Raw genomic sequence first — 14455 nt, forward strand, 5'->3', positions numbered from 1 at the left:
CAGGAGGTGGGGGTGCATGGTGTGGGTTATCGGGTCGTCAGTGTGGAGTTGCTGGTCAGGCATTGTCGGGTGGTGGTGGGGCGTGAGTTCCTCATCCGGGCCAGGTGAACGGCGCACGGCCGGACGGGGAACAGTGCCCGTGACCTCCCGAAGGTTGCTCCCGCGGCCGGCGGGGAGCAATTCCCGTGGCCCGCTCCGCCGGCCGGCCCACCGCTCGTGACCCCTGTCGCACAAGGGCCTCCCGGGTCGCCGGCCGACCTGGAGTGCGGCGCTGCCGAAGGCGCGGGCGGCCGGACCGGGTATTGACAAAGGTCACCGAGCCTGCCATGTGTGACGGGTATGAGAGATTCACGATTCCGCTGTGACGAACCGTCGTGGAGACGGTGAACGCAGACCTTGTTGAAACACGTACCCGTCCAGCAGGTTTAGGTGGCGTTCCGCACCACCGGGCCAAGCTGTGCGAGAGGGGACTCCCATGTCTGTCAACGCGACCGAGATTCTCAATGCCTTCTTCTTCGACGGGGCCGACGTTCCGGCGGAGGGTGACGTCCGCATCGACGTCGTGGACAGCTGGACCACCAGCGACCTGGCGGCGGTCCGACCCACCACGATCAGCTGGAGCGAGGCCCGGACGGACGCGGGCCGCTGACGCAGCGCCGGCGCGACCGCGCCGGCACCGGCGACCACGAGCTGATTCGCGGGGGGACGAGATGACAGACACCGACCTGTGGGTGCGCCGGTTCCATCCGGCGGACGAGGCGGCGACCAGGCTGCTGTGCCTGCCGCACGCGGGCGGCTCGGCGAGCTACTTCGTCCGGGTGGCCAGGACGCTCGCACCCGAGGTCGACGTGCTGGCCGTCCAGTACCCCGGTCGCCAGGACCGGTTGCGGGAGCTGGGCCTCACGTCGGTCCACGAGATCGCGGACCGGCTGGTGGCGGCGCTGCTTCCGCTGGTCGACCGGCCGATCGCCGTGTTCGGTCACAGTCTCGGCGCGACCATCGGGTTCGAGGTCGCGCTGAGGCTGCGGCGGGCGGGCGTCAGCCCGACCGCGCTGTTCGTCTCCGGCAGGCGGGCGCCGCACCTCCGCAAGGAGGAGCGGAACCACCTGCGGGACGACGCCGGCCTGATCGCCGAGGTACGCGCCCTGGCGGGCACGGACAGCGCCCTGCTGGCGGACGAGGAGGTGGTGCGGATGGTCCTGCCGGCCATCCGCTCCGACTACACCGCGGCCGAGACCTACGAGTACCGGCCCGCGCCACGGCTGGACTGCCCGATCGTCGCGCACATCGGTGACAGCGACCCGCGGGTGACGGTCGACGAGGCGCGGGCGTGGCGGGAACACACCGACGCCGGGTTCGATCTCGTCGTCCACCCGGGCGGTCACTTCTATCTCAACGACAACATGTCCGCGGTGCTGCGCAGCGTCAGGGCGCACACCCGGTCGCTCAGCTCGGCTTCGCGCGGCGGCGCCACGGTCGCCCACGCCGAACAACCGGGGTGAGTCGCCGGTCGACCCGAGCCTCAGGAGTGTCCGGAGGTGACCCACATGGCACTGATCGAGAGAGAACACCTGCTGTCCGACCTCGCCGAGACGTACGCGACGGCTGCCGCGGGCCAGGGCCGGGTCGCGCTGGTCGACGGCGGCGTCGCCAGCGGGAAGACCCGGCTGGTGAACGCCGTCGCCGAGGTGGCGGTCGGCGACGGCGCGCTCGTGCTGACCGCGGCCTGTTCGGTCGCGGAGAGCCTGATCCCCCTGGGGGTGGTGGGCCAGCTGTTCCACAGCCTCCGGGCCCAGACCACCTCGACCGACCACCTGCCGCTGCTGCGGCGCGACACCGGGCCGGCGGGGGACCCGGACGCACCCACCCTGCGGCACGGCGACGCGCAGCTGCTGGAGGATGTCTGCCAGGTCCTGCTCGACGTCGCCGCCGACCGCCCCCTGGTGGTGGTCGTCGACGACGTCCAGTTCGCGGACTCCCTGTCGTTGCAGGCGCTGCTGTACCTGCAACGGCGCATCCGGTTCGCGCGGGTGCTGCTCGTGCTGAGTGGCTGCGTCGGCGCGCGGCCCGAGGCGGCGGCGTTTCGGGCGGAACTCACGCGGCAACCGCACTGCCGTCACCTGCGGCTGCTCCCGCTGTCGCCCGACGGCGTCGGCCGGCTGCTCGCCGAGCGGCTCCGGCCGGAGGCCGCCCGGCGGCTCGCCGCCTCGGCGCACGCCGTCAGCGGCGGCAACCCGATGCTCGTGCACGCGCTGCTCGACGACGCCCTCACCGGCGCCGACGGGGACGTCGCGCCGACGGTGGGCGAGTCGTTCGTCCAGGCCGCGCTCGCCTGCCTGCACCGCAGCGACCCCCGGCTGCTCGACGTCGCCCGCGCTCTCGCGATCGTCGGCCCCGCCGCGTCCGCCGGGCTCGTCACCGGCCTGGTGGGCCTCTGCGCGGCGACCACCCGGCAGGTGCTCGGCGCGCTCACCGAGGCCGGCCTCACCGAGGGCCACGCCTACCACCACCCGGCGGTACGCGCCGCGGTGCTCGACGACTGCCCGCCGCGCACGCAGTCGGCGCTGCGGTCGCGGGCCGCGCGCCTGCTGCACGAGGACGGCGCGTCCCCCGCCGAGGTGGCCGCGCACCTGGTGGGCGTCGGTGAGCCGGCCGAGCCCTGGGCCACGCCGGTGCTGGTCGCGGCGGCCACGGAGGCCGTCGCCGACGGCGCCGTACGGCACGCCGCGGACTGCCTGGAACTGGCGCTGCGATCCACCGAGGACGGCCGCGAGCGGGCCGCCGTGGAGGCCGCCCTCGTCCGGGTGCACTGGCGCAGCGACCCCGAGGCGGTTCCGCGTCACCTGTCGTCGCTGGCGAGGGCGGGCCGCGCCGGCCTCCTCGACGAGGCCGACACGCTGCTGCTCGCCCGGTCGCTCGCCTGGCAGGGCAGGCACGACGAGGCGGTGGAGGCGCTCGACGGGGTGGGTGACCTCACCGCGCACCCGGACCCGGACCTCGGCGCCGACCACCTCGCCACCCGCGAGTGGCTGCGGCACTGCCGCCCGCACGGCGGCGACGCTCCCGGCGACCCCGGGCCGGGGGCGGCCGTCGACCGCGCCGAGGAGGTGCTGCAACGCGCCCGCCCCGGTGACTCCCTCCTGGTCTCGGTGTGGCACGCGCTGCGGGTGCTGATCAGCGCCGGCCACCTCGACCGTGCCGCCGAGTGGTGCGGGAAGCTGGCCGAGGAGGCCGACTCGCACGACATCACGAGCTGGCGGGCCGTCCTGACCGACGTGCGCGCCGCCGTCGCCCTGTGCCGTGGCGACCTCGCCGCCGCCGAGCGGCACGCGCGCGACGCGCTGGCCACGATGCCGCCCGCCGCGTGGGGCGTCGCCGTCGGCTCGCCGCTCGCGCACCTCGTCCTCGCCTGCACGATGACCGGGCAGCTCGCCCGGGCCGAGGCGGCCCTGCGGGAGCCGACGCCGGCCGCGATGCGCCAGAGCCTGTTCTGGCCGCAGTACCTGCGGGCCCGGGGCGTCTACTACGACGCCGTGGACCGGCGGCACGCCGCGCTCGCGGACTTCCAGACCACCGGCCAGCTCGCCGTGGGCTGGGGCGCCGACGATCCCTCCACGCTGCCGTGGCGGGTCGACCTCGCCCGGCTGTACGTGCGGATGGGTCGGCCGGAGCGGGCCCGGAAGCTGGTCACCGAACACCTGGCGCTGCCGGGCGGCGACGCCCCGCGCGCCAAGGGCATGGGGCTGCGGGCGCTGGCGGCGGCGTACGCGCCCAAGCAACGCCAGGTGATGCTCCGCGAGGCGATGGACCTGCTGCACGCCAGCGGGGACCGGCACGAACTGGCGCACGTCTTCGCGGACCTGAGCCAGACCGGGCACGCCCTCGGCGAGTTCGGGCGCGCCAAGATGATGGGCGCGCACGCCCTCCAGCTCGCCGAGGGCTGCCACGCCGAACTGCTGCGGCGCAAGCTCAAGCCGTCCGACGACACCCTCGACCCTCCGGTGGCCGGCGCGAAGGACGGGCTCGCCACGCTGACCGACGCCGAGCGCCGCGTCGTGAACCTGGCCGCCCGGGGGCACACCAACCGGGAGATCGGCGACCGGCTGTTCATCACCGTCAGCACCGTCGAGCAGCACCTGACGCGGGCGTACCGGAAGTTGAAGATCAGCACGCGTACGGAGCTGGTGCACATCGACCCGCCGAAGGGCGCGCGTGCCGCGCGGCGCCGGCGGGTCGCCCCGGTCGGCCCGTCCGCCGGCGACAAGGAAACCACGATGCGATCGGACACGACATGACCGTTGCCGAGGACGAACAGGTCGGTAGCCGGGAGCGCACGCTCGCCCGGCAGATACTCGAACTGGTCTTCCGCTTCCGCCGTCTCGAACACGCCGACGACCCGTGCGCAGCGCAGCCGTGCGACGACTGCTTCGCCACCCACGAGGAGCGGGTGGGCCGCTACGTGCGCAGCGGCGAACCGCTGCACTTCGTGCTGCCGGCGTTCCCCGCGAAGTCCCGCAACCCGGAGAAGGTGGTCGGTTCGCTGCCCGACCTCGGCGAGCGGATCTCCGTCGAGTTCCTCCAGTCCTTCTGCGAGCAGGTCAGCCACTACCACCCGACGGGCGCGCGGATCCTGATCTGCTCCGACGGCCACGTCTTCTCCGACCTGCTCGGCATCCCCGACGAGGACGTGACCGCGTACCGCACGGAGATGCAGCGCATCATCGAACAGACCGGCGCGTCCGCGGTCTCGATGTACTCGCTCGACGACGCGTTCGGGGCGATGTCCTACGACGAGATGCGCCGGCGGCTCCTCGCCGAGTACGCCACGCCCCTGGAGGACATCCGCGCCGAGGTGCTGACCGACCTGGGCGCCCGGTCGCTGTTCAACGGCATGCACCGCTTCATGCTCGAGGACCAGGCCCCGCTGCACCCCGGCATGAGCCGGACCAAGCTGCGCGAGCACTGCAAGGAGTTCGCCTACCAGATGATCCGGCGCAGCCGGGCCTGGGGAGACCTGGTCGGCACGAAGTTCCCCGACTCGCTGCGGCTGTCGATCCACCCGCAGCCCCGGCACGCCGAGAAGATCGGCCTCCACCTCATCCGTACCAGGGACAGCTGGCTCACGCCGTGGCACGGCGTGGTCCTCGACGACGGCGTCAACCTGACGCTGGTCAAGCGCAGCCAGGCCGAGAGTGACCGGGCCTCGCTCGTCTGGCGCAACGGCCGGCCGAGCCACTACGTCAACCCCCACTTCCGGCAGGAGGAGATCGCGTCATGACCACGGCGGACGAGCTACGCCTCGAGCGGACGCCGCTGGCGCCGTTCGGCACGCTGCTGACGGCGGCCCACGACGGCGCCGACCTGCGGGACATCGCGCCCGCGACGCTGGAGCGCTGGACGATCGAGTCCAAGGTGGTCGTGCTGCGCGGCTTCCCCCTGCTGAGCAGGGAGGACCTCGTCGCCTACTGCGAGACCTGGGGCGAGGTGCTGACCTGGGACTTCGGCGCCGTGCTGGACCTGGTGGTCCAGGAGGACCCGAAGAACTACCTGTTCAGCCGTACGGACGTGCCGTTCCACTGGGACGGCGCGTTCGCGCGCGCCGCGCCCCGGTACTTCCTCTTCCAGTGCGTCGAGGCGCCGGTGCCCGGCGGCGGTGGCGAGACGGTCTTCTCCGACAGCACCGACGTGATCCGGCGCGCCTCGCCGGAGCTGGTGCGCGAGTGGGCGGCGACGGAGGTCAGCTACCGCACGGAGAAGCTCGGCTACTACGGCGGCGAGACCGTGTCGCCCCTGCTCACCACGCACTCGGAGACCGGCGAGACGATCATGCGGTACGGCGAGCCGCTCGACCCGGAGCGGTACCGCAACCCGGTCTGGGTGTCCATCGGCGGCAGGTCGGCGGAGGAGGCTGAGCCGTTCATGGCCGACCTGCGCGACCGGCTGCACCACCCGGACGTCTGCTACCACCACGAGTGGGTCGACGGGGACATCGTCGCCGTCGACAACCAGGCGCTGCTGCACGGCCGCAACGCCTTCCGCGGCAACTCCTCCCGGCACCTCCAGCGGATCCAGATCCTCTGACCACGGTCAGGGGCGCTCACGAGGGAGGGCGCGGTGACCGCCGAGCCGGACCGGCCCGCACCGGCACCGCCGCCGCAGCGACAACCGTGCTCGCCGGCCCGGTGAGCGCCACCCTGCTCCTCAACCTCGAAGGAAGACACCATGACCGTCGATGAGGCGCGCGCCGGCGTGCCCCCCACACCGGCGCCGGCCACCGCCCGGCGCCCGATCTACCACTCCATCCGCATCCGCCGGGTCGAGTTCCTGCCCGTGATGCTGGCCATCTACGCGATCCCGTCGCTGCTGTCGGTGGACGACGTGAGCGCCCTGGCCTCCGTCCACTTCGCGCTGGTGATCGTGATGGCGCTGTCCATCATGCACTTCATCGACATGACCAACGCGTATGCCGACCGCGACGTCGACGCGGTGTACAAGACGTGGCTGTCCGAGGCGGTGTACGGGCTGGGGCTGCGCAACGTGCGGTGGCAGATCGCCGCCACCGGCGTGGGCGTGCTCGCCCTCGCGACCTACTTCACCTTCCGCACCGGGCACTGGGACATCCTGCCCCTGGTCGCGTTCACCCTCTGGATCGGCGCGCAGTACTCGATCCCGCCGGTGCACCTGAAGAGCTCCGGCGTGGGGCAGATCCCCGGCCTCGCCGCGGTGCTGATCTGGCTGCCGATGCTCGTCGTCGTACGGTCCGTGCCCGGTGAGCTGTCGTGGCCGCTGCTGGCCGTGATCGTCGGGTTCGGCGCGAACCAGGTCGGCATCGTCATGGTCAACACCGCCGAGGACTGGCCGGAGGACGCCGCCTTCAACATCCGCACGTGTGTGCGCGCGCTGGGCCTGACCCGCGCGATGGCGGTCGCGAGCGGGCTGATCGCGGTCGGCGGCTCCACGGTGTGCGTGTCGGTGCTCGCCATCGGCGGGTTCACCTGGGGCGCCGTCCCGATGATCGTGGCCATCGCGTTCGCGCTGGTGCACGTGTCGGGCACCTGGCGCGGCGTGCGCGGCAAGCCCCTCGCGGACGCGCTGGCGTTCCTGCGGCCCCGGGCGAAGCTGGTGCCGTTGCAGGTGGCGAGCACCGGCTGGGGAACCGTGATCGCCGCCGCCTTCGCACAGGCGAGCTGAATCCCGGTGGGGAGGGACACCATGGCGCAGGTCGTGCTGCTCGACGAACAGGGACGGCCCGTGGGTGCCACGGAGGGCGCGACGGTGCACCACCTGCGTACGCCGTTGCACCTGGCGTTCTCCTGTTACGTCTTCACCAGCGACGCGAAGCTGCTGCTCACCATGCGCAGCGACCGGACGCGCACGTGGCCGGGGATCTGGACGAACTCGTGCTACGGGCATCCGGTGCCGGGGGAACCGGTCCCCGCGGCGGTGACCCGCACGGTGCGCGCCGAGCTCGGCCTGGCGGCGCCGGCGCCGGACCTGGTCCTGCCCGCGTTCCGGTACCGCGCCACGATGGACAACGGCGTGGCGGAGAACGCGGTCTCTCCGGTGTTCCGGGTGGTGACCGACGATCGCCCGAGCCCCGACCCGCGCGCCATCGGCGACTTCGAGTGGGTCGACTGGGCGGACTTCGTGTACGCCGTGGCCACGGGCGACATCTCCGTGTCGCCGTGGTGTCGCCTCCAGGTCGCCGAGCTGGTCACCCTCGGCGACGATCCGACGCGGTGGCCCACGGCCGACGAGTCCCTCCTGCCCGGCGGGGCGCTGACGGCCACCGGCTGAGCGGCGGGCGGCGGACCGGGCCCACCCCGCGAGGAGGGCCGGTCCGCCGTCCGGTTGCGGCGCCGGTGGTGTCGCGCCCGCCGCCCGGGCCGGTCACGACCCGGCCCGGACGGCGGCCTCCACGGTGAACGTGCCGTCCTTCCGCCAGGTGCGCAGCGTGCCGCCCGCCTCCCGCAGCCGGTCGGCCAGCCCCGGCAGCCCGCTGCGGTCGATGTCCGGGCCACCGGCGCCGGCGCCGTCGTTGACCATCGTCAGCCGTGCCGCGGACCCCTCGCGGACGATCTCGATGGTGCACCACCGCGCCTCGCCGTGCCGCAGCACGTGGGTGCCCGCCTCCCGCAGCACGGACACCAGCGGCCCGGTGAGCGCGGGCGGCAGGTCCTGCTCCGGCTGCGTCACGGTGCACCGCACGCCGGAGTTGCGCAGCACCCGGGCCACCGTGTTCGCCTGCTCGCGCAGGCCGACGCTGCGGTAGCCGTGCACGGCCTCGCGCATCCGGGCCAGCGCGGCCGCCGCGAGCGCCCGCATCTCGACGGTCTCCTTGCGGGTCCGCTCCCCGTCGACCAGTGCCAGTCGTGACGCCAGCTCCGCCTTGAGGACGAGCGCCGACAGCTCGTTCGCGAGCAGGGCGTAGACGTCCCGGGCGCACCGCAGTCGCTCCTCGGCCGCCGCCAGGCGGGCCAGGGCGTCGCGCCCCTCCCTGGCCTGCGCCCGGAACGTCCAGAACCACAGGTGCAGCACGTTCCACACCGCCACCGACAGACCGAGCACCACCGTGACGGTCACCGCGCCGCGCACGGGGCCGCCGAGCCACCAGGCCGTCACCGCGGCCAGCAGCACCGTCGCGGCCATCAGGGTCGCCGCGTAGCGCATCGGTAGCAGCAGCGGCGCGGCCCCGACGAGCGCGGCCCCCACGAACGCCCAGGCGCGCCCGGGGGTGCCCCCGACCGGCCCGACGAGCGGGACGGACAGCACGGCGGCCGTGGCGCAGCCGGCGAGCAGCCACCGGGCGGTCGGCGCCGCCGCCGGCCACGACACGACCGACCGGTACAGCGCCCCGGCGAGCGCCACGACCAGGAGCAGCACCCCGACCGCGCCGAGCACCATCCCGCGCGGATCGGGCTCGCGACGCATCTCCAGGGCGGCGAGCAGTGTGCACGCCGCGACCCCGCTCGCGGCGCCCGCCAGGACGCACAGGCTCGCCCGGCGCATGCCCGGGGTCGACAGGGCCTGGGCCGGCGCGGTGGGGGTCTGCGTCAGGCCGGTCGGCCGGGTCCCGGTGACCATCAGCGCCACGGCCCGCTGCGGACGTGGCGCGTGCCGGCCGCCGGCACACCTGGCACGACCGGATGCGCCGACCCGGGCGGCGGCACGATCGACATGGTCGCCTCCTGGATCCCGATAACCACGGAATGCATGGTATCGGTCACGATGAGTTCGTGCCGACGGGGATCCGCTCGCGGCACCGGATCCCGGGGCCGCCATCCGGTGGGCCCGCCGACGGGATGGGGCGTCGCGGCGGTCTGCGCCGTCATGGGTGGCCTCCGTCCGGTCCTGGTCGGTGCGGCGAGGCGTCCACCGGCCCACCCCGTGGGGTCGCCGGTCGTGCCGCAGGACCTCGCCGCGCGTCGGTCGTGCCGTCAGCATGGCGGCGGCCACGCGCCGGAGCCCATCCCCGCGTGTCACGACCGCCCCGGGAGAACTGCACGGGTGAACCGTGCGCCGGTGCGGCGGCGGAGGCCCCCGGGTGGTCCGGAAATTGCGCGTTCCATCGCCGTGAAATCGTTTCCGCCATCGCCCGGTAATTTGTGCGGCGGGTCGTGTCGATCGGTGGTGCACATGATTGCGGTCGATGGTTCCACTCGGCTAATTTGCAGGCACGAAATGCCTCTCCTCTCTGGAGGCTGCTGTGTCCTCATCCGTCGGAATTCTGGGCACCGGATCCTGGGTGCCCGCGCGAGCATTGCCGAACGAGGAAATCGCGCGTCGCGTCCCGGGTGCGAGTCCGGAATGGATCGTACGCAAGACCGCCATTCGTTCGCGCCGTTTCGCGGCGGCGGAGGAGGCCACGTCGGACCTCGCCGTGCGGGCCGCGGCCCGCGCGCTGCGGGACGCGGACCTCGGTGTCGACCGCGTCGACTACCTCATCGTGTCGACGTCGACCCCGGACCATCCGCAGCCGCCGACGGCCTGCCTGGTGCAGGAACGTCTCGGCGCGTACGGGGCCGCGTGCTTCGACGTCAACGCGGTGTGCGCGGGATTCGTGCACGCCCTGGTGCTGGCGCAGTCGCTGGTGGCGGACCGGCCGGGCACCCACGCGCTCGTGGTCGGCGCCGACGTGTACTCGCGCATCCTGGACTTCGACGACCGGCGCACCGCCGTGCTGTTCGGCGACGGCGCCGGCGCGGCCGTCGTGGGGACGGCGCCACCGGGGCGCGGTGTCGTCGAGTACGAGCTGGCCAGCCGGGGCGACGCCGGCGACCTGATCCGGGTCGCGGCGGGCGGCAGCCGGCTGCCGGCGTCCGCCACGACCGTGGCGGACGGCGACCACTTCTTCCGCATGCACGGCCGGGGCGTCACCGAGCTCGTCCTGCAGGAGGTCCCGCCGTTCGTGGACAAGCTGCTGGCCAGGGCGGGCGTCGGCGCGGCGGACGTCGCGCACGTCGTGCCGCACCAGCCCAACGGCCTGCTCCTCGACGAGCTGGTGCGCGCGTGCGGGCTGACCGCCGCGCACACGCACCGCACGGTGGAGGAGTACGCGAACTGCGGCAGCGCCTCGGTGCCGCTCACCCTCGACCACGCCAACCGGGCCGGGCTGCTCCGCGACGGAGACCTCGTCCTCCTGCTGGCGTTCGGCGGGGGGATGTCGTTCGGGGCGTGCCTGCTGCGCTGGGGCCGGGCCCCCGGCCCGGACCCCGGCGGTGACCGGTGAGCCCGCCGGCCGGCCCCCGCACACCGCTGTCCGCGCCGCGCAGACCGGTGACAGGCCGCCCGGCCGACCCCCACGAGGGACCCGATCGCGGGAGGGCGGCTCCCCGCCCCCGGCCCGCTTCCACGCCAACCCTGTCGACACAGGACGGTTACCAATGAAGACCTTGACGAAGCTCGGCGCGTTCGCGCTCGCCCTGGTGCTGGTGCTCGGGAGCGCCTACACCGTCGGCCGCGTGGTCGGGCCCCCGCCAACCGCCGCACCCGCACCCGTACCCGCCGCGAAGCCGGCCGCCGTGGCAGAGGAGTCCTCGTACGGCCTGACCCTCTCCCACGAGAGCATGAACCTGAAGGTGATCACGGACAACGTCCGGGCGGGCACGAAGCAGACCTTCGCCTTCCAGATCGTGCAACACGACGGCACGCCGCTGGTGAAGTACAAGCCGCAGCACGAGAAGCTGATGCACCTCATCGTGGCGCGGCGCGACCTGACGAACTTCCAGCACGTCCACCCGAACCTCGGCGCGGACGGCGTGTGGCGGGTGCCGCTGACCTTCGCGGCGGCGGGCGAGTACCGGGTCTTCGCCGACTACATGCCGCTGTGGGGCATCCACGGCGAGACGCTCGGGGCCGACGTGTCGGTGTCGGGCGACTACCGGCCGGAGGCCCTGCCCGCGCCCTCGACCACCGCGACGGTGGACGGGTACACGGTGACCCTCGGCGGCGAGCTCACGCCCGGCAAGAGCGGCAAGTTGACGCTCAGGGTCGCTAAGGACGGCAAGCCGGTCACCGACCTGGAGCCGTACCTGGGCGCCTTCGGTCACCTGGTCGCGCTGCGCGACGGCGACATGGCGTACCTGCACGTCCACCCCGACGGCACGCCGGGCGACGGGAAGACCGCCCCCGGTCCGGACATCCTGTTCCACGCCACCGCGCCCAGCTTCGGCGACTACCGGCTGTTCCTGGACTTCCAGCACCAGGGCGTCGTGCGCACGGCGGCGTTCACCCTGCGCGTGAAGGGCCCGAACCCGCCCCCGCACGGCCTGACCGAGGAGGCCTTCGCGGCGGCCAAGGCCCGCAACGAGGAGGCCGTGCGCAACGGCGGAGCCGCTGTCCCCGCCGACACGAGCGGCGGCGGCACGGAGGGGGGCACCGAGCATGGCCACGGCTGAGAAACACCTGGAACTGCTGATCGGCGGCATGACGTGCGCGGCCTGTGCGGCGCGCATCGAGAAGCGCCTCAACTCGATCGACGGGGTGCAGGCGACCGTCAACTACGCCACCGAGAAGGCGAAGGTGCTGGTCCCGCCCGGGGTCACGGAGGAGCGGGTGATCGCCGCCGTCGAGGAGATCGGCTTCACGGCCCGGCCGGCGAAGCCGCGCACGGCCAGGGCCGAGAACCACCTGGAACTGCTGATCGGCGGCATGACGTGCGCGGCCTGTGCGGCGCGCATCGAGAAGCAGCTCAACTCGATCGACGGGGTGCAGGCAACCGTCAACTACGCCACCGAGAAGGCGAAGGTGCTGGTCCCGCCCGGGGTCACGCAGGCGCGGGTGATCGCCGCCGTCGAGGAGATCGGCTTCACGGCGCGGCCGGTGCAACCGCCCGCCGCGCCGACGGCGGACGCCCCGGATCCGGCGGCGGAGGAGGAGGCCGAACACGACCGTGAGCTGCGGGCGGCCCGCCACCGCCTCTGGGTCGTCGCCGTGCTGGCGGTGCCGGTCATCGCGCTGTCGATGTTCTCGCAGCTCCAGTTCGAGTACTGGCAGTGGGCCTGCCTGACGCTGAGCGCGCCGGTCGTGGTGTGGGGGGCGTGGCCGTTCCACCGGGCCGCCTTCGCCAACCTCCGGCACGCCGCCGCCTCGATGGACACGTTGGTCTCGGTGGGCACGCTCGCCGCGTTCGTCTGGTCGCTGTACACGCTGTTCCTCGGCACGGCCGGCGTGCCCGGCATGCGGCACCCGTTCCGGATCACCCTGGAGCGGATGCCCGGCGAGGGCAACATGTACCTCGAGGTCGCCGCGGGCGTGACCCTCTTCATCCTCTGCGGCCGGTACTTCGAGGCCCGCGCGAAGCGCCGCTCCGGCGCCGCGCTGCGCGCGCTGCTGTCGCTGGGCGCCAAGGACGTGACGGTGCTGCGCGACGGCGCCGAGGCGACCGTGCCGATCTCGGCGCTCGTGGTCGGCGACCGGTTCCTGGTGCGCCCGGGTGAGAAGGTGGCGACCGACGGCGTCGTGGAGGAGGGCTCCTCCGCGGTCGACGCGAGCATGCTGACCGGCGAGTCCGTGCCCGTCGAGGTGGGGCCCGGCGACGAGGTCGTCGGCGCCACGGTGAACGCCGGCGGGCGGCTCGTCGTACGCGCCACGCGGGTGGGCGGCGAGACGCAGCTCGCGCAGATGGCCAAACTCGTCGAGGAGGCGCAGACCGGCAAGGCCGACGTCCAGCGGCTCGCGGACCAGGTCTCGGCGGTGTTCGTGCCCGGGGTGATCGCGCTGTCGCTCGCCACGCTGGGCTACTGGCTCGGCTCCGGCCAGCCGGCGGCGGCGGCGTTCACCGCGGCCGTGGCCGTGCTGATCATCGCCTGCCCGTGCGCGCTGGGACTGGCGACGCCGACCGCGCTGCTGGTCGGCACCGGCCGGGGCGCGCAGCTCGGCATCCTCATCAAGGGACCGCAGGTGTTGGAGTCCACGCGGAGCGTCGATACCGTCGTGCTCGACAAGACCGGCACGGTGACCACCGGCGAGATGTCCGTCGTGGAGGTCGTGCCCGTCGACGGGGAGACCGACGAGCAGCTGCTGCGGCTCGCGGGCGCCCTGGAGAGCGCGTCGGAGCACCCCATCGCCCGGGCCGTCGTCGCGGGCGCGCGGGAACGGTGCGGCGAACTGCCCCCGGTCGCGGACTTCGCCAGCGAGACCGGCGTCGGCGTGCGCGGCACGGTCGACGGGCACGAGGTCATCGTCGGCCGGGCGTCGCTGCTCGGCTCGTGGGCGACCGCGCTGCCTCCGGAGCTGACCGCCGCCAAGGCGACCGCCGACGCGGCGGGCCGTACGTCGGTCATGGTCGGGTGGGACGGCGCCCTGCGGGGGATGCTCGTCGTGTCCGACCGGGTCAAGCCCACCAGCCGGGCGGCGGTCGCGCAGTTCAAGCGGCTGGGGCTGCACCCGATCCTGCTCACCGGCGACAACGCCGCGGTGGCGGCGGCGATCGCGGCCGAGGTGGGCATCGACGACGTGGTCGCCGAGGTGCTCCCCGCCGGAAAGGTCGAGCTGGTCAAGCGGCTCCAGGCCGACGGCAAGGTCGTCGCCATGGTCGGTGACGGCGTCAACGACGCCGCCGCGCTCGCGCAGGCCGACCTGGGCATCGCGATGGGCACCGGCAGCGACGTGGCGATCGAGTCGGGCGACCTGACGGTGGTACGCGGTGACCTGCGGGTCGTCGCGGACGCCATCCGGCTGTCGCGCCGCACCCTCGGCACGATCAAGGGCAACCTGTTCTGGGCCTTCGCGTACAACGTCGCGGCCATCCCGCTCGCGGCGAGCGGCCTGCTCAACCCGATGCTGGCGGGTCTGATCATGGCCGGCAGCTCGGTGTTCGTGGTGTCGAACAGCCTGCGGCTGCGGCGGTTCAAGGCGCTCGCGGGCAACGAACTCCCGGACCGGGCCGACACGGCCGAGGCGTCGCGCCCGATGGTCACCGCCTCCTGACGCGCGCACGCGTCGGGCGGGCACG

The 14455-nt window shown here is 73.6% G+C and carries 12 protein-coding genes; 10 read left to right on the top strand and 2 right to left on the bottom strand.

From position 1 onward, the window contains the following. Positions 1-475: 475 nt before the first annotated feature. The 7 genes from AB0G08_RS25925 (at position 476) to idi (ending at position 7797) form a co-directional block, all read left to right on the top strand. Entirely contained in the window at positions 476-649 is a 174-nt protein-coding gene (locus AB0G08_RS25925) for a hypothetical protein (RefSeq protein ID WP_358092309.1), read from the top strand. A gap of 61 nt (positions 650-710) precedes the next feature. Next, the gene (locus AB0G08_RS25930) at positions 711-1502 is read left to right on the top strand and encodes an alpha/beta fold hydrolase (protein ID WP_358092311.1); all 792 of its coding nucleotides are present in this window, start codon (positions 711-713) and stop codon (positions 1500-1502) included. Positions 1503-1547: 45 nt separating this feature from the next. Further along, positions 1548-4295, top strand: coding sequence for an AAA family ATPase (locus tag AB0G08_RS25935; RefSeq protein ID WP_358092313.1), 2748 nt, complete (start codon positions 1548-1550; stop codon positions 4293-4295). Further along, on the top strand, positions 4292-5278 hold the full coding sequence (locus tag AB0G08_RS25940) for an isocyanide synthase family protein (RefSeq protein ID WP_358092315.1): 987 nt from the start codon (positions 4292-4294) through the stop codon (positions 5276-5278). Before AB0G08_RS25935 ends, AB0G08_RS25940 begins: the two co-directional genes overlap by 4 nt. After that, positions 5275-6081 carry a TauD/TfdA family dioxygenase gene (locus AB0G08_RS25945; RefSeq protein ID WP_357879653.1) on the top strand — a complete coding sequence of 269 codons (807 nt, stop codon included), beginning with the start codon at positions 5275-5277 and terminating at the stop codon, positions 6079-6081. Before AB0G08_RS25940 ends, AB0G08_RS25945 begins: the two co-directional genes overlap by 4 nt. Positions 6082-6222: 141 nt before the next feature. Continuing rightward, on the top strand, positions 6223-7191 hold the full coding sequence (locus AB0G08_RS25950; protein WP_358092317.1) for a UbiA family prenyltransferase: 969 nt from the start codon (positions 6223-6225) through the stop codon (positions 7189-7191). Between the two features lie 21 nt (positions 7192-7212). Next, positions 7213-7797 carry an isopentenyl-diphosphate Delta-isomerase gene (gene idi, locus AB0G08_RS25955; protein WP_358092319.1) on the top strand — a complete coding sequence of 195 codons (585 nt, stop codon included), beginning with the start codon at positions 7213-7215 and terminating at the stop codon, positions 7795-7797. 93 nt (positions 7798-7890) lie between these two features. Here idi and AB0G08_RS25960 read toward each other — a convergent pair whose 3' ends face one another. Further along, positions 7891-9084 carry a histidine kinase gene (locus tag AB0G08_RS25960; RefSeq protein WP_358092359.1) on the bottom strand — a complete coding sequence of 398 codons (1194 nt, stop codon included), beginning with the start codon at positions 9082-9084 and terminating at the stop codon, positions 7891-7893. Further along, on the bottom strand, positions 9084-9332 hold the full coding sequence (locus AB0G08_RS25965; RefSeq protein ID WP_358092320.1) for a hypothetical protein: 249 nt from the start codon (positions 9330-9332) through the stop codon (positions 9084-9086). The genes AB0G08_RS25960 and AB0G08_RS25965 overlap by 1 nt, the downstream gene beginning before the upstream one ends. Before the next feature lie 374 nt (positions 9333-9706). Between AB0G08_RS25965 and AB0G08_RS25970 the strand changes: the two genes are divergently transcribed. The 3 genes from AB0G08_RS25970 (at position 9707) to AB0G08_RS25980 (ending at position 14430) form a co-directional block, all read left to right on the top strand. Beyond that, positions 9707-10729, top strand: a complete 1023-nt coding sequence (locus tag AB0G08_RS25970) for a ketoacyl-ACP synthase III (protein WP_358092322.1) — start codon at positions 9707-9709, stop codon at positions 10727-10729. A 154-nt stretch (positions 10730-10883) separates the two neighbouring features. After that, the gene (locus AB0G08_RS25975) at positions 10884-11897 is read left to right on the top strand and encodes a hypothetical protein (RefSeq protein ID WP_358092324.1); all 1014 of its coding nucleotides are present in this window, start codon (positions 10884-10886) and stop codon (positions 11895-11897) included. Next, on the top strand, positions 11884-14430 hold the full coding sequence (locus tag AB0G08_RS25980) for a heavy metal translocating P-type ATPase (protein WP_358092326.1): 2547 nt from the start codon (positions 11884-11886) through the stop codon (positions 14428-14430). Before AB0G08_RS25975 ends, AB0G08_RS25980 begins: the two co-directional genes overlap by 14 nt. Positions 14431-14455 lie beyond the last annotated feature (25 nt).

Source organism: Micromonospora sp. NPDC023644, assembly GCF_040640115.1.
Taxonomy (GTDB): domain Bacteria; phylum Actinomycetota; class Actinomycetes; order Mycobacteriales; family Micromonosporaceae; genus Micromonospora.